This window comes from Serratia sp. SA088 (genome assembly GCF_049065515.1).
Lineage (GTDB): Bacteria > Pseudomonadota > Gammaproteobacteria > Enterobacterales > Enterobacteriaceae > Serratia > Serratia nematodiphila.
In genome coordinates, this window is the sequence record NZ_JBAKGW010000001.1 from 639,831 (window position 1) to 660,974 (window position 21,144).

General features: G+C 57.1%; 20 protein-coding genes. 15 read left to right on the forward strand and 5 right to left on the reverse strand.

What is annotated here, in order from left to right; all coding sequences use genetic code 11:
• The 11 genes from ACOWVD_RS03195 (at position 1) to ACOWVD_RS03245 (ending at position 12,681) form a co-directional block, all read left to right on the forward strand.
• Positions 1-2,178, forward strand: a complete 2,178-nt coding sequence (locus ACOWVD_RS03195) for a portal protein (protein WP_421105434.1) — start codon at positions 1-3, stop codon at positions 2,176-2,178.
• A gap of 14 nt (positions 2,179-2,192) precedes the next feature.
• Positions 2,193-3,104 carry a scaffolding protein gene (locus ACOWVD_RS03200; RefSeq protein ID WP_421105435.1) on the forward strand — a complete coding sequence of 304 codons (912 nt, stop codon included), beginning with the start codon at positions 2,193-2,195 and terminating at the stop codon, positions 3,102-3,104.
• Positions 3,104-4,393 (forward strand): P22 phage major capsid protein family protein, encoded by a 1,290-nt coding sequence (locus ACOWVD_RS03205; RefSeq protein WP_421105436.1) that lies wholly within the window; start codon positions 3,104-3,106, stop codon positions 4,391-4,393. Before ACOWVD_RS03200 ends, ACOWVD_RS03205 begins: the two co-directional genes overlap by 1 nt.
• Before the next feature lie 49 nt (positions 4,394-4,442).
• On the forward strand, positions 4,443-4,673 hold the full coding sequence (locus ACOWVD_RS03210) for a hypothetical protein (RefSeq protein ID WP_421105437.1): 231 nt from the start codon (positions 4,443-4,445) through the stop codon (positions 4,671-4,673).
• A 19-nt stretch (positions 4,674-4,692) separates the two neighbouring features.
• The gene (locus ACOWVD_RS03215) at positions 4,693-5,199 is read left to right on the forward strand and encodes a packaged DNA stabilization gp4 family protein (RefSeq protein WP_421105438.1); all 507 of its coding nucleotides are present in this window, start codon (positions 4,693-4,695) and stop codon (positions 5,197-5,199) included.
• Positions 5,177-6,598, forward strand: a complete 1,422-nt coding sequence (locus tag ACOWVD_RS03220) for a packaged DNA stabilization protein (RefSeq protein ID WP_421105439.1) — start codon at positions 5,177-5,179, stop codon at positions 6,596-6,598. Before ACOWVD_RS03215 ends, ACOWVD_RS03220 begins: the two co-directional genes overlap by 23 nt.
• Positions 6,598-7,488: a phage tail protein gene (locus ACOWVD_RS03225; protein ID WP_421105440.1), complete on the forward strand. Its 891-nt coding sequence runs from the start codon at positions 6,598-6,600 to the stop codon at positions 7,486-7,488. Before ACOWVD_RS03220 ends, ACOWVD_RS03225 begins: the two co-directional genes overlap by 1 nt.
• A complete protein-coding gene (locus tag ACOWVD_RS03230) occupies positions 7,488-7,946 on the forward strand; it encodes a DUF2824 family protein (RefSeq protein ID WP_421105441.1) in 459 nt (152 codons plus the stop codon). Before ACOWVD_RS03225 ends, ACOWVD_RS03230 begins: the two co-directional genes overlap by 1 nt.
• Before the next feature lie 62 nt (positions 7,947-8,008).
• On the forward strand, positions 8,009-8,638 hold the full coding sequence (locus ACOWVD_RS03235; protein ID WP_421105481.1) for a DNA transfer protein: 630 nt from the start codon (positions 8,009-8,011) through the stop codon (positions 8,636-8,638).
• A gap of 9 nt (positions 8,639-8,647) precedes the next feature.
• A complete protein-coding gene (locus ACOWVD_RS03240; RefSeq protein ID WP_421105442.1) occupies positions 8,648-9,997 on the forward strand; it encodes a phage DNA ejection protein in 1,350 nt (449 codons plus the stop codon).
• On the forward strand, positions 9,997-12,681 hold the full coding sequence (locus ACOWVD_RS03245; RefSeq protein ID WP_421105443.1) for a lytic transglycosylase domain-containing protein: 2,685 nt from the start codon (positions 9,997-9,999) through the stop codon (positions 12,679-12,681). Before ACOWVD_RS03240 ends, ACOWVD_RS03245 begins: the two co-directional genes overlap by 1 nt.
• An 18-nt stretch (positions 12,682-12,699) precedes the next feature.
• On the opposite strand, the gene ACOWVD_RS03250 is transcribed toward ACOWVD_RS03245, so the two are convergent.
• Positions 12,700-13,023 carry a hypothetical protein gene (locus tag ACOWVD_RS03250; protein ID WP_421105444.1) on the reverse strand — a complete coding sequence of 108 codons (324 nt, stop codon included), beginning with the start codon at positions 13,021-13,023 and terminating at the stop codon, positions 12,700-12,702.
• Between the two features lie 36 nt (positions 13,024-13,059).
• Positions 13,060-13,311 (reverse strand): Arc family DNA-binding protein, encoded by a 252-nt coding sequence (locus tag ACOWVD_RS03255; protein WP_421105445.1) that lies wholly within the window; start codon positions 13,309-13,311, stop codon positions 13,060-13,062.
• A gap of 141 nt (positions 13,312-13,452) precedes the next feature.
• Here ACOWVD_RS03255 and ACOWVD_RS03260 point away from each other — a divergent pair, with 141 nt between their 5' ends.
• On the forward strand, positions 13,453-15,813 hold the full coding sequence (locus tag ACOWVD_RS03260) for a phage tailspike protein (protein WP_421105446.1): 2,361 nt from the start codon (positions 13,453-13,455) through the stop codon (positions 15,811-15,813).
• Between the two features lie 137 nt (positions 15,814-15,950).
• On the opposite strand, the gene ACOWVD_RS03265 is transcribed toward ACOWVD_RS03260, so the two are convergent.
• A complete protein-coding gene (locus ACOWVD_RS03265) occupies positions 15,951-16,247 on the reverse strand; it encodes a YciI family protein (RefSeq protein WP_004932096.1) in 297 nt (98 codons plus the stop codon).
• A gap of 175 nt (positions 16,248-16,422) precedes the next feature.
• On the opposite strand from ACOWVD_RS03265, the gene ACOWVD_RS03270 reads away from it, so the two are divergent.
• Positions 16,423-17,076, forward strand: coding sequence for an epoxyqueuosine reductase QueH (locus ACOWVD_RS03270; RefSeq protein WP_015378073.1), 654 nt, complete (start codon positions 16,423-16,425; stop codon positions 17,074-17,076).
• A gap of 236 nt (positions 17,077-17,312) precedes the next feature.
• Positions 17,313-18,056 carry a TonB system transport protein TonB gene (tonB, locus tag ACOWVD_RS03275; protein ID WP_021503828.1) on the forward strand — a complete coding sequence of 248 codons (744 nt, stop codon included), beginning with the start codon at positions 17,313-17,315 and terminating at the stop codon, positions 18,054-18,056.
• A 67-nt stretch (positions 18,057-18,123) separates the two neighbouring features.
• On the opposite strand, the gene yciA is transcribed toward tonB, so the two are convergent.
• Positions 18,124-18,552: an acyl-CoA thioester hydrolase YciA gene (gene yciA, locus ACOWVD_RS03280; protein ID WP_004932085.1), complete on the reverse strand. Its 429-nt coding sequence runs from the start codon at positions 18,550-18,552 to the stop codon at positions 18,124-18,126.
• Between the two features lie 76 nt (positions 18,553-18,628).
• Positions 18,629-19,168 carry a septation protein A gene (locus tag ACOWVD_RS03285; RefSeq protein ID WP_004932082.1) on the reverse strand — a complete coding sequence of 180 codons (540 nt, stop codon included), beginning with the start codon at positions 19,166-19,168 and terminating at the stop codon, positions 18,629-18,631.
• A 221-nt stretch (positions 19,169-19,389) separates the two neighbouring features.
• Between ACOWVD_RS03285 and ACOWVD_RS03290 the strand changes: the two genes are divergently transcribed.
• Positions 19,390-21,093, forward strand: a complete 1,704-nt coding sequence (locus ACOWVD_RS03290; RefSeq protein WP_421105447.1) for a SulP family inorganic anion transporter — start codon at positions 19,390-19,392, stop codon at positions 21,091-21,093.
• Positions 21,094-21,144 lie beyond the last annotated feature (51 nt).

The window sequence follows — 21,144 nt, forward strand, 5'->3', positions numbered from 1 at the left end:
ATGGCTGACAACGACAAGCAGCAGGGCAGGCTGCAAACCATCCTGACGATCTTCGATCGGGATTGGATGTCAAGCGACGAAGCCAGAACCGAAGCGACCAATGACCTGTATTTTTCGCGAGTGTCGCAGTGGGATGACTGGCTGAGCCAATACACAACGCTGCAATACCGCGGGCAATTCGACGTTGTCCGCCCGGTAGTGCGCAAGCTGGTTGCAGAAATGCGCCAGAACCCGATCGATGTGCTTTACCGCCCGAAAGACAACGCCGACCCGAACGCGGCCGACGTGCTGATGGGCATGTATCGCACTGACATGCGCCACAACACGGCAAAAATTGCCGTTAACGTGGCCGTGCGCGAACAGATCGAGGCGGGCGTCGGTGCCTGGCGCCTGGTCACCGATTACGAAGACCAGGACCCGACCAGCAATAACCAGATTATCCGCCGGCTGCCGATCCACGAGGCGTCCTCGCACGTCATCTGGGACAGCAACGCCAAGCAGATGGATAAGAGCGACGCCAAGCACGTGACGGTTATCAACGCCATGAGCATGGACGGCTGGAAGAGCTACGCCGAGGAGAACGGTTTCGACCCCGACGACGTTCCCGACTTCCAGAATCCTGATCAGACATGGCTTTTCCCGTGGCTGACCAAGGATGTGGTTTACGTCGGCGAGTATTACGAGGTCGAGGAAAAGAAGGAAACTGCGTTCATCTATCAGGATCCGCTGACAGGCGAACCAGTGAGTTACTTCAAGCGCGACATCGCAAACGTGATCGATGACCTCGCCGAGCGCGGCCTGCGGAAAATTGCAGAACGCAAGGTGAAGCGTCGCCGCGTATACAAAACCGTGATCACCTCCTCATGCATTTTGAAGGACCGCGAGCTGATCGCCGGTGAGCATCTGCCGATCATCCCTGTTTACGGGGAGTGGGGATTTGCGGGCGACAAAGAGGTCTACGAGGGTGTCGTCCGGCTGACAAAAGACGGTCAGCGCCTGCGCAACATGATCATGTCGTTCAACGCGGACATTGTCGCGCGGACACCGAAGAAAAAGCCATTTTTCTGGCCGGAGCAGATCGCCGGGTACGAGTACATGTACAGCGGGCGGGATGATTTCCCTTACTACCTGCTGAACCGTACCGACGAGAATGGCAGCGATATCCCGCCGCAGCCTATCGGCTACATGGACAACCCGGAGGTGCCGCAGGCCAACGCCTACATGCTTGAGGCGGCGACCAACGCAGTGAAAGAGGTCGCGACGCTCGGCGTCGACACTGAAGCCGCCGGCGGTAACGTGGCCTTTGACACGGTCAACCAGTTGAACATGCGCGCCGATCTGGAAACCTACGTGTTCCAGGACAACCTCGCGACGGCGATGCGCCGCGATGGTGAGGTTTACGCCGCGATGGTCAATGACCTCTACGACGTGCCGCGCACTGTGCTGATGACGCTCCCGGACGGCAGCGAAAAGGACGTGCAGCTGCTGACGCAGGTTGTGGACTATCAGACCGGCGAGATCGTCACGCTGAACGACATCCGCGGCCGGTATGAAACCTATACCGATGTGGGGCCGTCGTTCCAGAGCATGAAAAACCAGAATCGCGCGGAGATCCAGGAATTGCTCGGCAAAGTCCCACAGGGCACGCCTGAGTTTCAGATGCTGCTCCTGCAGTACTTCACGCTGCTGGATGGCAAGGGCGTCGAGATCATGTGCGAGTATGCCAATAAGCAGCTGGTGCTGATGGGGCTGAAACAGCCAGAGACTGAAGAAGAGCAGCAGGCAGTGATGCAGGCTCAACAGCAACAAGGCCAGCCGGACGCTGCAATGGTGCAGGCTCATGGTGTGCTGCTGCAGGGGCAGGCAGACCTGCAGAGAGCGCAGAACGACCAGGCGAAAATCCAGGTTGATGCGTTCAAAGCGCAGACCGAGGCGCAGGTTTCGGCCGCTCGTGTGGTTGAGATTTTGGCTTCCGCCGACAGCACCAAGAAAAACGATGTGATCGCCGCGCTGAAACTGCTCGGCGACTTCCAGACGAAGCAGGGCGACAGTGCCCGCGCTGATGCTGAGCTTGTCCTCAAAGGGCAAGGCCAACTCCATTCCCGCCGCATGGATTTAACCAATCTGCTGCGGCAAGCAAATCAACCCTCCGGCGGAGCAGCCGAGATTCCTCAATAGCGAGAGATTAAATCATGACCGACACCACCGAAATTCAGGCAACTGAAGGCCAAACCCTGTCCAGCACTCAGCAGGCGGCACCTGCTGAAGGCCAGCTGATCGATAATGCCAACGGCAGCGGAGGCCAGGAGAGCGGCTTCGATATTGTCCTGAACGACGATGAGACCAAACCTAAGCAGGATCCGGCGACAAACGCCCATTTCGCCGCCAAACGCATCGAGCGCAAGCGTCAACGCGAGCTTGAGCAGCAGATGGAAGCGGTGAGCCGTGGCGAACTGCCGGATAACCTGCGCGTGGCGCCTGAGCTGCCAGCGCAGCCGGATATTAACCAATATCTGTCCGACGACGGCCTTGCCAAATACGACTACGACCAGAGCCGGGCACTTGCCGCTTTTAACGCCGCTAATACTGAGTGGCTGATGAAAGCGCAGGACGCTCGCAGCAATGCCGTAGCCGAACAGGGCAAGAAAACTCAGGCGTTCACGCAGCAGTCAGCCGTTTATGTGGATGCAGCCCGTAAACACTACGACGCGGCCGAAAAACTCAACCTGCCGGATTATCAGGCGAAAGAGGACGCTTTCCGCTCGATGCTCGCTCCGGGCATCGATGCGGAGATCATGGCGTTGTTTCCTGAAAAATCCGCAGCGATTTTCTACCACCTGGGCGCAAACCCAGAGAAGGCACGCGACATCCTGAGCCTGCCGCAAACGCAGGCCATCATCGAGCTGACTCGCCTGTCAGATCGTTTAACTCTCAAACCACGCGGTAAGCAAATCTCCGGTGCCCCTGCGGTTGACGAGCCTGTGCATGGCCAGGCCGCCGCCGCGAATCGCGCTGCGTTGCAAAAACAGATCGACGCCGCTGCCAACAAAGGCGACGTGGACACTTATCGCAAGCTGAAACAGCAACTTGAAGGAATCCAATAATGTCTTTGAACGAAGGTCAAATGGTCACCTACGCGGTGGACGAAGTAATCAAAACCGTGCAAAACCTGACGCCAATGGCGCAGAAAACTAAGGAATACACCCCGCCGGCGCCGCCTATGCAGCGCTCCGGGAACACGTTCTGGCTGCCGGTAGAGCAAGAAACCCCCACCCAGGAAGGCTGGGATTTAACTGGTAAAGAAACCGATGTCCTGGAACTGTCCGTGAAGTGCAACATGGGTGCCCCGGACAACGACTTCTTCCAGCTGCGTGCTGACGATTTGCGCGATGAGCGCTCCTATCGTCACCGCATCAACGCATCGGCTAAAAAACTGGCGAATAACGTCGAAAAGGCGATTGCGCAGCAGGCAGTCGATATGGGCTCCCTGGTGGTTACCAGCCCGCAGCCGATCGGCACTACCGCCGGCAGTGGTTGGGATTTCGTGGCCGACGCTGAAGAGTTCATGTTCGCTCGAGAGCTGAATCGCGCCGCGGGCTTGTCCTACTTCTTCAATAGCAAGGACTATAAAAACGCAGGCCACGATCTTACTAATCGCGATATGTTCGGCCGCATCCCTGAAGACGCCTACAAAAACGGCACCATTCAGCGCCAGGTGGCGGGCTTCGATGACGTGCTACGCTCCCCGAAAATGCCGACCTTGGCAGCGTCTTCCGCTACCGGCCTGACAGTTTCTGGTGCGCAGAAGTTCAAGCCGGAAGCGTGGCACCTTGATGCCGATGGCAACAAGGAGAACGTCGATAACCGTATTGCTGTTGTGAAGCTGTCCGCTGGTACTGGTCTGAAGCGTGGCGACAAGATTTCATTCGCAGGGGTGAAATACCTGTCGCAGATGGCTAAAAACGTGCTGACTCACGACGCAACCTTCACCGTTGTTGCGGTGAATGGTGCCAACGTGACGATCGCACCGAAGCCAGTGGCATTGGACGACACGTCGTTGACGGCTGCTGAGCGCGCCTACGCGAACGTCAATACCTCTTTGGCGGACGCTATGGCGGTGAATGTCCTGAACGTGAAAACCGCGGAAACGAACGTGTTCTGGGCAGATGACTCCATCCGTCTGGTATCGCAACCGATCCCGGCGAACCACGAACTGTTCGCGGGCATGAAAACTCAGTCGTTCGCCATCCCAGGCGTTGGCATTAACGGCATCTTCGCGACGCAGGGCGATATCTCGACCCTGACTGGCAAGTGCCGTATCGCACTGTGGTACTCCGCATGTGCGGTACGCCCGGAAGCGATCGGCGTCGGCCTGGCTAACCAGACCGCTTAACCAACTGAAAAGGGGCTTCGGCCCCTTTTTTCTTTGTTGAGGATTGACCATGTCCCAGATGATCTACAAACGCGGCGGCGGCGACACGCTGGTGTGGGGGTTGCGAGCCCACGTAAAAGTGATCGAGGCCGACGAACTGGAAGCCCACCTGGCTGAAGGCTGGCTGGATCACCCGTCAAAACTGTTTGAGCCAGAGCCAGAGCCAGAGCCAGAGCCGGTTAAGAAGCAGCGCAAAAGCAAAACCCCGTCTGAAAACGCAGACGCAGACGAATTCGTTTAACCACTGGTAGGCGGTGACCATGAACCTGACCACAAAAGGCGATCTGGTGCTCGCCGCGCTGCGAAAAATCGGCATCGCCTCCAACGCCACGATTACCGACGTCGAACCGCAATCTGTTGAAGATGGCGTGAACGACCTCGAAATGATGATGGCCGAGTGGCGCGAGGATCCGGCGGTGGGTATTGATATCGGCTATCAGTTTGCTGCCGACGGCGAACCGGCGATGGATGGCGACGACCACGGATTGAAAACGGCGCATCTCAGCGCGGTGTATCACAACCTGGCGCTGCGCATCGCGCCCGATTACGAGGTCGAGCCACTGGCAAAAGTAGTGACCACCGCGCGCTATGGCAAAGAGCTACTGGTCAAGTCCTCTGCGCTGACGCGCGCGAAAAAAGTCTATCGCGAAGCTGGCTACCCGAACCGGATGCCGATCGGCTCAGGTAACCGGATCCCGACCTACAACGGCCACCATTATTTCCACCGCAAAGGAGACGACGACGATGCCGACTCTTCCACTGGCTAAAGGTCTCGGTAAGGACTACCGCAACGCCGATTATGTCGACCTGCTGCCTGTTAATATGCTTGCGACGCCGAAAGAAGTGCTGAACGCCGCCGGCTATCTTCGCTCATTCCCCGGCGTGGTGAAAAAAGTAGATGTGGCGGGCACATCTCGCGGGGTGCAGTTCAATAAGGCTAAAAACGTCGTGTATCGCGTTGCGGGCGGCAAGCTGTACAACGGCGCGAGTGAGCGCGGCGACGTTTCCGGCAATGCTCGCGTCAGCATGGCCCACAGCGCGACCAGCCAGGCGGTGGCCGCTAACGGAACGATGACGCTGTATCGTTACGACGGAACGAACAAGACCCTGCAAAATTGGCCTGAACAGATCGGCGACGTGACGTTTGCGCAGTATGACATCGGTAATGTTCGCGATATTTGCCGTGCACGCGGGCGCTATATCTGGGTGAAAGACGGTACGCAGACGTTCGGAGTTACCGATCTCGAGGACGAATCGCACCCCGACCGGTTCCGTCCGTTCTACAGCGCCGAGAGCCAACCCGACGGCATTCTCGGCTGCGGTATCTGGCGAGATTTCGTCGTAATGTTCGGTAGCAGCACCATTGAATATTTCTCGCTTACGGGCGCCACTGACACTGCGTCTGCAATCTACGTTGCGCAGCCATCACTGATGGTGCAGAAGGGGATCGCCGGCACGCACTGCAAGACCGAATTTGCGGATTCTTTCGCGTTTATCAGCCACCAGTCAACGGGGGCGCCGTCGATTTACCTTATCAACAGCGGGCAGCCTACGACGATCGCGACAGCCACTGTGGAGAAAGTGCTGCGCGGCTATACGGCTGAAGAACTGGCAACCAGCGTGCTTGAGACTGTTCGCTTTGACGGCCACGAGCTGCTTATCGTCCACTTGCCTCGGCACGTGTTGTGCTACGACGCGGCCGCCAGCCAGAACGGTGCGCAGTGGTGCATTCTCAAAACAGGGCTGTTTGACGATGTGCATCGCGCGATCGACTACGTGTTCGAGGGCAACCAGATCACCACCGGCGATAAGCTGGAGCCGGTTGTCGGCGCCCTGCAGTTCGATTCTTCGGCGCAGTACGACAAACAGACTGAACACCTGCTGTTCACCCCCATGTTCAAAGCCAACAACGCCCGCGTATTCGACTTCGAACTCGAAGCGGCGACAGGAGTTTCGCAGTACGCGGAACGGCTGTTTATCTCGGCTACCGCCGACGGCTCAAATTATGGGCGAGAGCAAATGATCAGCGCTAATGCCCCGTTTGCCTACGACAAACGCGTGCTTTGGCGCCGAATTGGTCGGGTGCGTAAAAACATCGGTTTCAAAGTGCGCGTGATCACTCGCTCGCCGGTGACTCTGAGCGATTGCTCCGTAAGGATTTTGTGATGGCTGATGACAATCTCACAAAACCCGTCACGGTACAGATGACGCGAATCGATGCAACGCTGCTACCACCCATCTTCTCACAGCCCTATCGGCTTTATGTTGTTCAACAGGGCAACGATCTGGGCAACGTCGCAGGCAAGGCCAACGAAGCCGGGCAGGGGGCGTGGGAAGCGCAGGTAAAAAACGACGAGCAAGACGTGATACTGGCAGACCATGAAGTGAGGCTGGAAGCAGCGGAGGAAACGCTCGTCAACCATGAGCAGCGCATTACCGCCGCGGAAGTGACGCTGGTCAACCACGAGGGGCGAATCACAGCTGCGGAAGTAAAGCTGGTTGACCACGAGATCCGGCTGAACACGGCTGAGTCCACGCTAGAAAACCACGGGACCCGTATCACCGCTGCCGAAGCGGCGCTGGTGAATCACGAGGGGCGGATCACAACCCTCGAGGGTGATGCCGATTATCTGCTCGACGAAGTCGCGAGCCAAGGCACCCGCCTGGCTACCGCCGAAGGCGACATAGATACCCTGGAAACCAACTCAGTATCGAAGGCTGTTTCAACGAGCCAGTCGGTGCAGGCTACCGGCGGGTCGTTCCTTGTGGGCAACGTCGCAACGCCTACCACGGATAAATTGCAGGTTGGCGGCAACGTTAACATCAACGGGTCGTACAAAGTGGCAGGACTGTCAGTGCTTGGTGCGCGCCAAACCGGCTGGACTGCCGCAACCGGTACGGCAAACAAAGGGGGGTTCGACGCTGACCAGTCGTTTGCCGTCGGCGCCACCTATTCGCAAGCAGAAGTTAAGGCCTTGGCCGACGCGTTCAAAGCGGCGTGCCAGCGCATTAAAGCGCTGGAGGACATGGCGCGCACTCACGGGATGATTAACTGATGGAAATTAAATTAATCGACAACCCGGTGCGGCTGCAGGCGTTTCTGAACGACCAGGCGAACACCGGTAACATCGTCGACGATGGCGATCACTACTTCATTAAGCCCGATGCGGTCTACCTCGGCATTTATGAGGGGGTGATGCTGGTCGGGGTGCACGAGGTGCGCACGTTCTGGCAAAGCGTTGTCGAGTGCCATGCCATCTACGACCCTGGTTTCCGCGGTAAGTATGCGCTGGACGGACACCGGCTTTTCTGCCGCTGGCTCCTGGCAAATTCTCCATTCACGAACAGCATCACTATGGTGCCGGATTCAACAAAATACGGTCGAGCGATCATCCGCCTACTGGGTGCCACGCGCGTGGGGCGCCTGCAGGATGCTTATCTCAGCGGCGGGCAGCCGGTTGGCGTAACGCTGTATCAGCTCACCCGTGCGCAGTATGAGGACATGCAAAAATGAAACTGTTTGACGTGATGGTAAATGACCGCTGCGGTAACGCTAAACGAATGAAAGAAAGTCGCATGCGCAAAGGCGGTGGTGATAACGGCGCCGGCGCGCAGGCTGATGCTATGCGTGAAGCGACTGCACTGCAGCGTGAGCAGTGGCAGACGAACATGCAGAACCTGGCACCGTTCACGCCTCTGGCGCAGCAGTATGTCGGCCAACTGCAAAACCTCTCATCGCTGGGGGGCCAGCAACAAGCGCTGAACGAATATTACAACTCCGGCCAGTTCAAAGACCTGTCGAACCAGGCCCGCTATCAGCAATTGGCGTCCGCCGAAGCAACTGGCGGGTTGGGCTCCACTGCTACCAGCAATGGGTTGGCGACGATCGCCCCTATGCTGGGACAGAACTGGCTCACAGGGCAGATGAACAACTATCAGAACCTCGCCAATATCGGCCTTGGTGCGTTGCAGGGACAGGCCAACGCCGGTCAGTCTTACGCGAACAACACTGGCCAGCTGCTCCAGCAGCAAGCGGCGCTTGCGGCAGCGAACGCTAACCGGCCGTCAGGGCTACAGCAGGGCATTGGCGGCCTGGCCTCTGGTGCTATGTCAGGGGCAGCGTTAGGGAGTGTGGTGCCAGTGTTGGGTACTGGGCTTGGCGCTGCAATTGGCGGGGGTCTGGGTGCATTGGGTTCACTGTTTTAAGGGGCGATCATGGCAACGTGGCAACAAGGTAACGCCGGCGGTTTGCTGGCAGGTATCGGCACCAATAATGCCAACGCACCGCAGGCCAGCGATGCAAACACCGCGCTGAGTCTGATCCGCGATAACAACGACCGCGCGCGAGCCGGAGAGAACAACCTCGGCGTGCAATTGGCGGGCGCCGCGGGCTCCTTGGCTAACACCTGGAAGCAGGCAGACCTGCAACAGCGCCAGAAGGCGTTCCAGCAGGATTACGCCAACGCTTATGCGTCGGGCGATCGTGGCGCAATGCGTGGGCTGGTCGCCAAATACCCCGAACAGTTTGAGGCCGTGCGCAACGGCATGGGCTTCGTCGATGAAGATCAGCGTAATACCGTCGGCAGTCTGGCGGCGTCAGCGCGGCTGGCGTCACAAAGCCCTGAAGCAATGGGACAGTGGCTACAGAAGAACGCCAGCGATCTGGCGCGCGTCGGCGTTAACCCTTCCGATGTGGCGCAGATGTACCAGCAGAATCCGGCCGGTTTCGGTCAGTTCGTGGACCATTTGGGGATCGCCTCGCTCGGTCCGGACAAATATTTTGACCTTCAGGCAAACAACGCCAAGCTGCAGCAAACTGGACAGATCGCACAGGCAAACCTGAATCTGGGGCAGCAGCGTCTGCAACAGCAGGCCGCCTATCAGCAAGGGCAACTAAACCAGGGGCAACAGCAGTTGAACCTGACCGCCCAGAAGAACCAGGCGGATAATGCCAACAAGCAGCTGGAACTGAGCCTGAAAGCGGGCGAGAACAGTGCGAAATCTCAGGCTACGCAGCAGGCGGCCGTGCAGAAAATGCAGGATTATGTCGGCGCTCACCAAAGTAATGCCAACAGCGTTGCCAGCATGTACGACACGGTCAACCAGGTGAAAGGCATAAAGCCTGAGGTGTTCGACCGTGTGTTCGGCTTCGGCGGCACAGTCAACTCGCGGATCCCCGGCACTGAATCGGCCGACGCGTGGTCCAAAATCGAGCAGATGCAGGGGCAGGCGCGTTTGATGGGGGTTATCGGGATGAAAGGCACCGGCCCGGTTTCGGATTCCGAAGGCCAGGCGGCCGCGCGGGCATTTCTGGCTATCAATCAGAACATGTCGCCTAATGCTGCCCGGGCAGCGATCGACAACTGGCAAAAGGTGCTTCAGCGGCAGACAGCATATCTGCAGAAGCAGCAGCCAATGGTCGATACGTACCAGCAGAAAATCGACACGTTCAACGCAGGGCAGACTGGCGGCAGCACTGCGGCACCACGCGCGGGGCAGACCGAGGGCGGTTATACGTTCATCGGTGGTGACCCGAGCAATCCTAACAGCTGGAGAAAGAACTAATGGCAGGCCCTTGGGAGAAATATCAAAGCACGCCGGCGGCCACTTCACCTTCTGAGGGGCCATGGGCCAAATACCAGCAGCCGCAGGCCGAACAGTCGCCACCGCAAACTGGTGGCGATGTTGTTTCTGATGCTGAGCAGCGCTTCGGAATCCCCGCTGGACTGCTCAGTGCGGTGATCAGCAAGGAGAGCAGTGGCAACTCGAAGGCTATCAGTCCGAAAGGTGCCATCGGCTTGGGGCAAGTGATGCCCGATACGGCACGCGGTATGGGCTATGACCCTGAAGAGCTAAAACGCACCCCGGCGCTGCAGGTTGAGGCCGCCGGCCGGTATCTGAAACAAATGCTCGACGCGCACGGCAACGTTACCGACGCTCTGGCCGCCTATAACTGGGGCCCCGGCAATGTACAGAAATTTATGCGTGGTGAGAAAACGCAAATTCCAGCGGAGACGGTTAACTATGTCACCGATCCCCGTTTCGCGCAGTGGACGCAGCCAGCTGCACAGCCGGGGGGTGAAGGTGAGCTGGCCCAGCTATCACAGCAGGCGGCGCAACCGTGGGCGCAGGCGGCGCCAGAGCCGAGCTTCGCAGAGAACCTTGAGCAGGCCGGGCGGGGTTTGGCGCAAAGCGCTGTGAACGTCGCCAATATCCCGGGGCAGGTGGTTAACACTGCACTCGGCGCCGCAGGCGTACCGGCAGAAGACCAGGTTATGCGGTTGCGACTGCCGGAAAGCATGCGGCCGACTGATCCTTACGCGCAGTTGGGGGCAGAAATAGGCCCGTATCTGATCCCTGGCCTTGGTGCTGAACGGACCGCAGCGGCGCTGGCCTCTACAGCCGGTGCTGGACGTGCAGAAAGGGTAGCAACGCAAGCGGCGAACATGCTGGCGGAAAACCTCCCTGGCGCGGTTGCACAGTCCACGCAGAATAACGACCTGTCGGGCAACCTTGCTACCGGTCTGGCTGGCAGCGTGATCGGGCGCGGATTGCTGGCCGCCGGTGGGCGTGCTGCGGGGGCTATTCGCAACGCTGCGCAGCGTGAAGGGGCTGCGGGGGCAACCGCCAAGGCAACGCCAGAGCAGGCCGTATCTGCTCCTCCAGGAGCACAGGCATCCGTAATGCCACTCGAGCAAGGTGTGCAGGATGTGGCCGCGCGTGTTGGCGCTGCCGCTGATAGAGAGACTGCGCCGCGGATGGCAGACGCTGCGCGCGATGTCGCTCCGCGGCAAGATGTTATCGACGCCGCCAAGCAGTTAGGATTGAGCGAGGACGATTTGCTGCTGTCGCACGTATCCGGCAATCAGGCCTATCGCGATTTCGAACAGGCGCTGAAGTCCGTTCCTGGTTCGCAGCTGGCGGCGCAGGAAAATCAGGCGCTAACCAAGATCGCTAAACAGGCCACGGATCTTACGGACGCCGCCGGCGCGCTGCCGGATAAGGCTGCGATGAATGATAAGTTTTTGTCTTCGTTCCAGCGCGGCATTGCTACTGTTCAGAACAAATCTGACCAGCTCTATAACCAGATCTCCGCGGCTATCCCCAAGGGGCAGACCGTCGAAGCCAATAACATTATTCGTTATCTGGACGGCAAAGCGGACGAATTGGGTGGTGCTGAACATCTATCAACGATGGAAAAGCGGGTCTATAACTCCGTTGCCCCTGTTGGCACTGAAGCTACTGCGCCGACTTATGCGCGGTTGGACAACATCCGCAAGCAGATCGGACAAGCGATCGGTAAGAACTCGGGACCGTTCCGCGACGAAGAGACAGGGGCGCTGAAACAGCTTTATGCGAACCTGACGGCGGATCAGGAACAGGCTGTCGTCGCTGCGGGCATGGGTGACAAATGGCAGGCTGCCAAGAAGCTGATCGGGGTTCGCACCTCGATGGAGGACGCGCTAACGGGGCTGCTCGGCAAAGACCTGCGCGGCGATATCGGCACAAAAGCAGCGTTGGCCATCCGCAATCTGTCAAAGGGTGACGCGAAAGGCTTTCGGGCGCTGCAGCAGGATATCCCTTCACCACGCATCCGGCGGGAAGTTGTGGCCACATCGTTGCGTGATGCTTTCAGCCAGGGCAGTCGCAAGGAGAACGAATTCCATCTACCAGGGTTTGTGGACTGGTATCAGGGGATGAAGTCTTCCGGCACTCTGCCGATGGTGGAGCGCGAACTTGGAGCGCGAACCGCCAATCAACTACGGAATCTTTTCACCGTATCACAGGCAGTACGCCAGGCGCGAGAGAGCAGTATCCAAACCGGTAGGCTTAACGCTTTCATCAAGCAATTCGATGCCGAAGGCGGCACGCTGGACAAAATTTACCGCCATGGCAAAGGTGCGTTAGCTACTACTGTTCTGGGCCACATTCCTGTTGTCGGTCCGACGTTGAGCTACGGCGCCGTAGCGGGCCTGGCAGCTAAGGAGGCCGCCCGGCCGGCGCGTAGCATTGCTGCAGATCGTCTGTTGGCATCACCTGAATTCAGATCGGTCGTTAAGCAGGCGAAAGGGGGCAAGCTACCGGAAAAAGGGCAGCAGGTAATCGACCGGAAAATGGAAGCGCGTATCGCAAAATCTCCAGCGTGGAAATCGTTCTACCGGACGCTGACACGCGAGGAGAAACAGGCGGTCGGGAGAGTGGGTATTATCGGCTGGCTTTCAGGAGAGGCCGACGGCAAGGAATACTAACCACCGGCCAGGGATGGCCTACCGATAAATTTCGTTGTCGATCTTTACTTGGTCTAATATTTTTCTCTGCTCTCTATCTGGCAGGCTGTATTTCTCAATTACGTCCATAACGTATTTTATGTCGCTAATTTTTAACTCTATGGACTCTACGCTGTTTTTCAACTGATCTGCGGCGTCGAATACATATTCAGTATGCCGCCCTAAATTGCGGTTTACTTCGTCTAGACATGCGGCCACTGTTTTTGTCTCACTGATGCTTTTCTTCTGCAGGGAAATTATCTGCCCCAACTGGGCAACGAGCACCAAGAAAGCTATAAGCAGCGCGATAGCTACAATTTCCATAAAACCTCCTATGTTTTCGCTAAGCATAGCATGGGGTTATTCGTCTTTTCGATATATCGTGGTTAACGTTTCGACCACAACCTTTTTGAACTGCTCGGCGTGTTCGTGCGCCAGGCGTTCGGCGTCGTCGCGAAAGCCGGTTATTTTTGGCGGCTGTGCCAACGCTTCTTCGATTATCAGCGTGATCTCTGCGTTGAGCGAGCGGCCGTTCATTTTGGCGCGCTGCTTAATTTTGCCGTGGGTATCCTTCGGCAACCGTAAATGAAACTGCGTCTCTAACTCTTCCATAGTCGTGCCTCACCGGTGGGGTGGATCGGCATGATATGGCGAACTGTATAAATCAACAATAGTACCAACATGGTACTTAAAAAACTCAACACTACCGTGAGCTGCGCCTCGCGGGGATTCTGCACGCCCGGAGAAAAATAAATGGCTGACAATATCGTCCCTAATGTCGTTGTATCAATGCCCAGCCAGCAGTTTACGATGGCTCGCTCCTTTAAAGCCGCGTCGAACGGTAAAATCTACATCGGCAAAATCGACACCGACCCGACCATTCCTGAAAACCAGATCCCTGTTTATCTGGAAAACGAAGACGGAAGCCATGTGCAAATCGCACAGCCCATCATCGTTAATGCTGGTGGGTATCCGGTGTATAACGGGCAGATCGCAAAGTTTGTGACTGTTCAGGGCCACTCGATGGCTATTTACGACGCCTTCAACGTGCAGCAGTTTTATTTCCCTAACGTATTAAAATACGACCCTGACCAGTACCGGCAGCAACTGGAAGGCCCCGGGGGCGCCGTTTTTGAGGTCAACGTGCGCCAGTTCGGCGCCAAGACCGTGGAGGAAGATCCTAACTTCGATTCGCAGCCGGCTTTTCAGGCCGCTATCGATTATGTAAACGCCAATGGCGGTGGCGTTGTCAACTTCAAAGGGACCTATCGGATTTCCAATGCCCCGTTTACTTATGTGTTGCCGTACGACGACGGTAGCTACAGCCCCCTATTTACCTCCGGGGAGCGTACCTTGCCGCCCGAAACTCCAAGCACTATGAAAGCGCACCTGGAGCTACCGTCTGGGGTTCGCCTGCACGGCGAGGCGGCAAAAACCTCAGTGCTTAACTTCGGCTGGGATCACGATAACGGCCCGATAAGTCTGAACGGAACGATCGGAATTGTCGCGCGCGTGCAGGGCTACCCGCAAAACACCCGCATGACGACCTATATACGTCAAATAGAGTTAGATAAGCTGACAATTCGCAATGTTTTCATCGGTTTTGTGGCCGACGGCATCATGTTCGATCAATCCAGAATGGGAGACGTAACCTATGCATGGTGCGGCATCCCGCTGATCGCGCAGGGTGTCGATTCATCCATCTGGGGTTACCAGGAGCTGATTGGCAACTATGCTGGTCTGGTCATCGGTGGCATGTGGCTGCATCGCAACAATACCCAGAGCGGCGGTAAATGGGTTCCGCCCTACGTCGATGGTACGGACATCTATTCGCTGGGTTGGTGTGACTATCTGACAATGAGCAACATCACGGCCTCTGGCAAGCAATGGAGTACACGGCATAGCCTAGTCGATAACTTCTTCGACCGTGAGTTTTACAAATCTCGTCATGATGTGACGGAGGCAAATGGTGGTCGTCTGACCAACCAGCACGCCGGGGACTTGCGACCGTCTGACTACTCAAAAGATCCGTACCGCGGGATCGCAGGGCGGGCCTTCTGCTTATTTGCTCGCTATAAGCGCGGTAACTCAATCGGCATGCTTACTAGTCGTGCAAAGATATTCTACAGCCCTCGCACGCCATTTCTTACGCCATCACCCAATAGCGGATACTCCGGTATTGACTGGTACGGTTACATAGAGTACGGCTTTGCTGAGCGAGTTGGACTGCGTGATATGAATGGCCCTAATAATGCCAGCAACTGGTTCTATGAGTCGGGTTCTGACCCTATAAACAGGGACCAGACTACCCTTCCAGCGAGCATTGTGGAAGGCTCCATCCAGTGTAAAACCCATGCACTGGCTGCGACCCCGTCAGCACCGGTTTCTACTTCGGCGCTTCGGAAGAATTACCGCAGCACTAACGTGTACTACACGCGGAACAGCGATACATTCCGCAATGCACCAAAGACCGCAGACAATATGATGCGGTATGGATTTGTATATTCCCCAGAGGCTAACACTGGCACTATTTACGAACGACTGTGGATTGGTCGTTATGAAATTCAGCCACTTTGTTTCAAATTCGACGATAAGAATGAATTGCATCATTGGCGGACCAGAACCTCTAGCAATGAAACCGGCCTGTTCCGCCTTCGCAGTGGTTATAACGGAGCGGTAGTGTTCCCTGACGCGGTAACACGGAATCTTGTGTATCGCGGGGGTATCGTGGAATGCTATTTCAGTTTCCAAGTGACGGCTGAGATGGTGGCTATGGGGCAGACCGAGTTGTGGATATCCGGCTTTCCTAATAACTCGGCTGGAACTCACGATTTTGGTAGCGACATGCCTTACATCAACATCATTAATGCTCGCATTAAGAAGAGACCGATACCTGTCAATGGTGGCGGTGGCGGAACAGTTGATGTTGCTATCCCGATCGGCTCTTGTCGTACTGAGTTGGGGCAGTTGTGCATGTACCTTGACCAGGGAAGGGATAACCCCCTGCGCTATGGGGATTTGGTGGCTGGTTATATATTTAGTGCTGTTGTTGTGTATAACACGCCGTGGGGGTTATACAACACCGATGAAGGGCTGAATGGCAAACAAGAGTAATCCTCCGTTCGTGGGCGATCTATCTGTTATATAACGAAAAACACGCTTTTATAAAGTGTACATAAAAGCGTGTTTATTTTTAATTTTGGGTGATATTAACTATCTATTTGATTGTTTTTATTGGTATTAATTAAATTTTAGAACACCTGTTTGAACGGCTTCACCGTCACGTCGGCGTAGACGCCGGCGGCGATATAGGGATCCTGCTGCGCCCAGGCCTGGGCTTCCGCCAGCGAGGCGAATTCGGCGATCACCGTCGAACCGGTAAAGCCGGCGGCGCCGGGATCGTTGCTGTCGATGGCCGGGTTAGGGCCGGCGACCACCAGACGGCCGGCGTCGCGCAGCGCCTGCAGGCGCGCCAGGTGTGCCGGGCGCACCGCCAGACGGTTTTCCAGCGAATTGGGGACGTCTTGCGCGTAGATCAGATAAAGCATGTTTCACCTTTAAAATCATGGCTATAAAACGGTGCTACCAAGGTAGCGCAAAAGGCGCGGCAGGGGAACGGCATAGGGCGAATTTCCCGGCGGATTGGCGCTTATGCCTTGAAGCCGCTACTTTTTATTCGTATAGTGCGGCGCGCTTAAACTGATATGCCATTGAGGTGAGGACATGACGGAACTGGTAAGGGAAAAACTCGATTTGCCGGCGGGCAAAAACAAACTGCTGCTGCATTCGTGCTGCGCGCCCTGTTCCGGCGAGGTGATGGAAGCGATTCAGGCCTCCGGGATCGAGTATGCCATTTTCTTCTATAACCCCAACATTCACCCGCAAAAAGAGTATCTGCTGCGTAAAGAAGAGAACATCCGTTTCGCTGAGCAGCACGGGGTGCCGATTATCGATGCCGATTACGACACCGACAACTGGTTCGCCCGCGCCAAGGGGATGGAGAATGAGCCGGAGCGCGGCATTCGTTGCACCATGTGTTTTGATATGCGTTTCGAGCGCACGGCGCTGTATGCGCATGAGCATGGTTACGACACTATCTCCAGCTCGCTGGGCATCTCGCGCTGGAAGAACATGCAGCAGATCACCGACTGCGGCATCCGTGCGGCGGAAAAGTACCCCGATCTGGTGTACTGGGATTACAACTGGCGCAAGAAGGGCGGTTCGTCGCGCATGATAGAGATCAGCAAGCGCGAACGCTTCTATCAGCAGGAATACTGCGGCTGCGTCTATTCGCTGCGCGACACCAACCTGCACCGTAAGGCGCAAGGGCGGCCGCTGATCAAGCTGGGCGTGCTTTACTATGGCGATGAAGAATAACGCTGACTCACCGAAATTAACCCGCTCCGGCGGGTTTTTTACTTTTTGACGCCTGGCCAGACGTTAATAAAGCGTGTCGCCCCGGCGGTAAAAAAGCAACGGCCAGGTTAATATCCTTATGAGTTTGCTGGTTTTCGCCGCGCATACTGACGATTAAAGCGATAGTTTGCCTTTCGTTATTGAATATGATTGCTATTTGCATTTAAACTTGGCGAACCAGAGGAAACAGAATCATTATGCCGCTAAAAAAGATGTTCCTTAATCGCCGTATATCCGTGCCTTTCGTCTTGTCCGTAGGCCTGCACAGCGCCCTGGTGGCGGGATTGCTTTACGCTTCGGTAAAAGAAGTGGTGGAGCTGCCGAAGCCAGAGGACGCGCCGATCAGCGTCATGATGGTCAATACCGCCGCGATGGCCGAACCGCCGCCGCCGGCACCGGCCGAGCCGGAGCCGCCGCAGGTCGAACCTGAGCCGGAGCCAGAACCGGAACCTATTGTGGAGCCGCCGCCGAAGGCGATTGTGAAGCCGGAGCCGGTCAAGCCGAAACCGAAACCCAAGCCGAAACCGAAGGTCGAAAAACCGGTGAAACCGGAGCCGAAAAAAGTCGAGCCGCGCGAACCGTCGCCGTTCAACAACGACTCGCCGGCCAAGCCGATCGACAAAGCGCCGGTGAAACAGGCGCCTGCCGCGCCGGTGCAGGGCAACTCGCGCGAGCTCGGCCCAAGGCCGATCAGCCGCGCCAATCCGCTCTATCCGCCGCGGGCCCAGGCTTTACAGATCGAAGGCAGCGTGCGGGTGCAGTTTGATATCGACAGCGACGGGCGCGTCAGCAACGTGCGTATCTTGTCGGCCGAACCGCGCAACATGTTTGAACGTGAAGTGAAGCAGGCGATGCGTAAATGGCGCTATGAAGCCAAAGAAGCGAAAGATCGCACCGTCACTATCCGCTTCAAGTTGAACGGCACCACCGAATTGAACTGAGTTTGGTCATACCAAAAAGAAAGGGTCGCCTCGGCGACCCTTTTTGCATTTGCAGTGTAGCGTCAGTTTATTCTTCGAAGCCGACGCGGAAATTCATTTTGCCCTCAGGCAGCGCGCGCGAGTTGCCTTCCGCATCGACCGCCACATAGGTGAACACCGCTTCGGTCGCCCGGTAGCGCTGGCCGATCGGGGCGGAAGAGACTTTTTTGACCCACACTTCGATATTGATGGTGATCGAGCTGCGTCCGGTGCGAATGCAGTGCGCATAGCAGCAAACCACGTCGCCTACCGCCACCGGTTTCAGGAAGGTCATGCCGTCTACGCGTACCGTCACTACGCGCCCCTCGGCGATCTCTTTTGCCTGGATAGCGCCGCCGATGTCCATTTGCGACATCAGCCAGCCGCCGAAGATATCACCGTTGGCATTGGTATCGGCCGGCATCGCCAGCGTGCGCAGCACCAGCTCGCCGCTGGGTAAAGGTCGTTGTTGTGTCATAGCAGTCTGCTTTTAAAAGGAGGGAATAACATCATACTGCCCGCGGCAAGCGCCGCAGGCATTAACAATTTTGTAACTATTTTTTCTGTTCTTCCGGCATGTGCCGGTAAATATAGATACCGCTGAGGAGGGTGAAGACCAGCGTCAGCACCGTCAGGCCAAAGACTTTGAAATTGACCCAGACGCTTTGCGGCAGCCAGAAGGCGACATAGATATTCGCCAGGCCGCAGGCCAGGAAGAAGACCGCCCAGGCCAGGTTAAGGTTGCTCCACACTTTGTCCGGCAGCGTCAGCTCTTTACCCAGCATGCGCTGAACCAGCGGTTTTTTGAGCACCCATTGGCTGATCAGCAGCGCCAGCGCGAACAGCGCGTAAATCACCGTGACCTTCCATTTGATGAACAAATCGTTGTGGAACACCAGCGTCAGGGTGCCGAACACCAGCACCATCAGGAAGGTGATCAGCGTCATCTTCTCGACCTTGCGGTATTTCACCCAGGTGAACACCAGCGCCAGCGCGGTGGCGACAATCAACGCGCCGGAAGCGACGTAAATGTCGTACAGCTTGTAAAAAGCGAAAAAGACAATTAGCGGGAGGAAATCAAGAAACTGCTTCATAAATCAATCCATCATCTGTTCATCGGCCGACTATACCGGATTCGGCGAGCTCTGTGTACCGCCGGGCGTTGCCGATTATCGGCGTTTGGCCGGCGGATTTCTGCCGCGAAAGCAGGAATTTGCATAAACTTACGCAAGAAAGCGCGGGCGCATTGCCAGCGCGGGCCGCAGGCCGCATAGTAAGCGTCATAATAACCAGATAATTTACCGCGGAAAACAGCATGCAGTGGAAATCTCTCCAGGCCCTGACGCCTGGTTTGACGCATTTATTGGGCTATCAACGCAGCTGGCTCAAGCCGGATATTCGCGCCGGTCTTTCCGTCGCCGCCGTGGCGTTGCCGGTGGCTATCGCCTACGCAGAGTTGGCCGGGGTCAGCCCGGTAGTGGGGCTCTATTCCTGCGTCTTGCCGATGGTGGCCTATGCGCTGTTCGGCTCGTCACGCCAGCTGATCGTCGGGCCTGATGCCGCCACCTGTGCGGTGATCGCCGCGGTGGTGACGCCGCTGGCGGCGGGCAATATGGAACGCCATTGGCAATTGACCATCATGATGACCGCCATGATGGGCGGTTGGTGCCTGCTGGCCAGCCGGTTCAAGCTGGGGGCGCTGGCGGATCTGCTGTCGCGGCCGATCCTCAGGGGGCTGCTGAACGGGGTGGCGATCACCATTATCGTCGATCAGATTGGCAAGGTGTTGGGGTTTACGATGCGCCCGGCACAGTTGATCGAGCGCATCTACGCGCTGCCCGGTAACCTGCTGCACAGCGACTGGCTGACGATGGCGGTGTCGTTGCTGACGCTGGTGACGCTGCTTGGATTTAAAAAATGGCGGCCTAATTGGCCGGCGCCGCTGTTCGCTATCGTGCTGGCGGCGTTCGTGACCTGGGCGGGCGGCCTGCAGCAGCATGGCGTGGTGACGGTGGGCGGTTTTAGCGGCGTGCTGCCGATCGTCCAGTGGCCGGACTTCCAGCCTGGTTTGCTGCGCGATATGGTGATCCCGGCGCTTAACCTGGCGGTCGTGAGCTTTGTCAGCATGATGCTCACCGCCCGCAGCTTCGCCGCCAAAAACGGTTATGAGGTGAACGCCGACGCTGAGTTTCGCGCGCTGGGACTGGTGAATATCGTCTCTGCACTGTCGCAAGGTTTCGCCATCAGCGGCGCAGATTCTCGCACCGCGGTGAATGACTCCAACGGCGGCAAGAGCCAGTTGGTGTCGATCATCGCCGCCGCTGTCATCGCCTTTGTCTTGCTGTTCCTGATGGCGCCGCTGCAGTTTATTCCTGTGGCGGGATTGGGTGTGGTGCTGATGTATGCGGCCTGGTCGCTGCTGGACATTCGCGGCATCTGGATCTTGCGCCGTCGCAACGCGCAGGCGTTCCGCCTGGCGCTGTTTACCTTCCTCAGCGTGCTGCTGGTGGGCGTGATCAGCGGCATCGGGCTGGCGGTGTTGCTGGGGCTGATGCAGTTTCTGCGCACCGTCTTCCGGCCGACGGAACAACTGCTGGGCGTCAACGATGAAGGCATGATCCATTCCATGGGCAATAACAATGGGGTGAAGGCGGTACCTGGCGTCATGATGTATCGCTTCAATTCGCCGCTGACCTATTTCAACGTGGCGTATTTCAAACGCCGTATCCTCAATTTGGTCGACGGCACGCCGTTCCAGCCGCGTTGGGTGGTGGTGGATGCGGTGGCCAGTTTTACCCATGCCGATATCAGCGTGCTGGCGGCTATCGATGAATTGAAACGCGATCTGTTACAGCGTAACGTAAGGCTGGTGCTGGCGGGGCGTCGCACCGAACTGACGCGTTGGTTCCGCATCAACCGCTTAGGACGCGATAAAGAGTTGATTTTGGTGCCGGATCTGTACCTGGCGCTGAAGCTGATTCAGAGTAAGGAGCAGGCGGAAGCCGCCGTGGTGGGGTAAACAAAAAAGGGGCGCGCCGAAGCGTGCCCCTTGGTCTTTGCTTACGCCGGC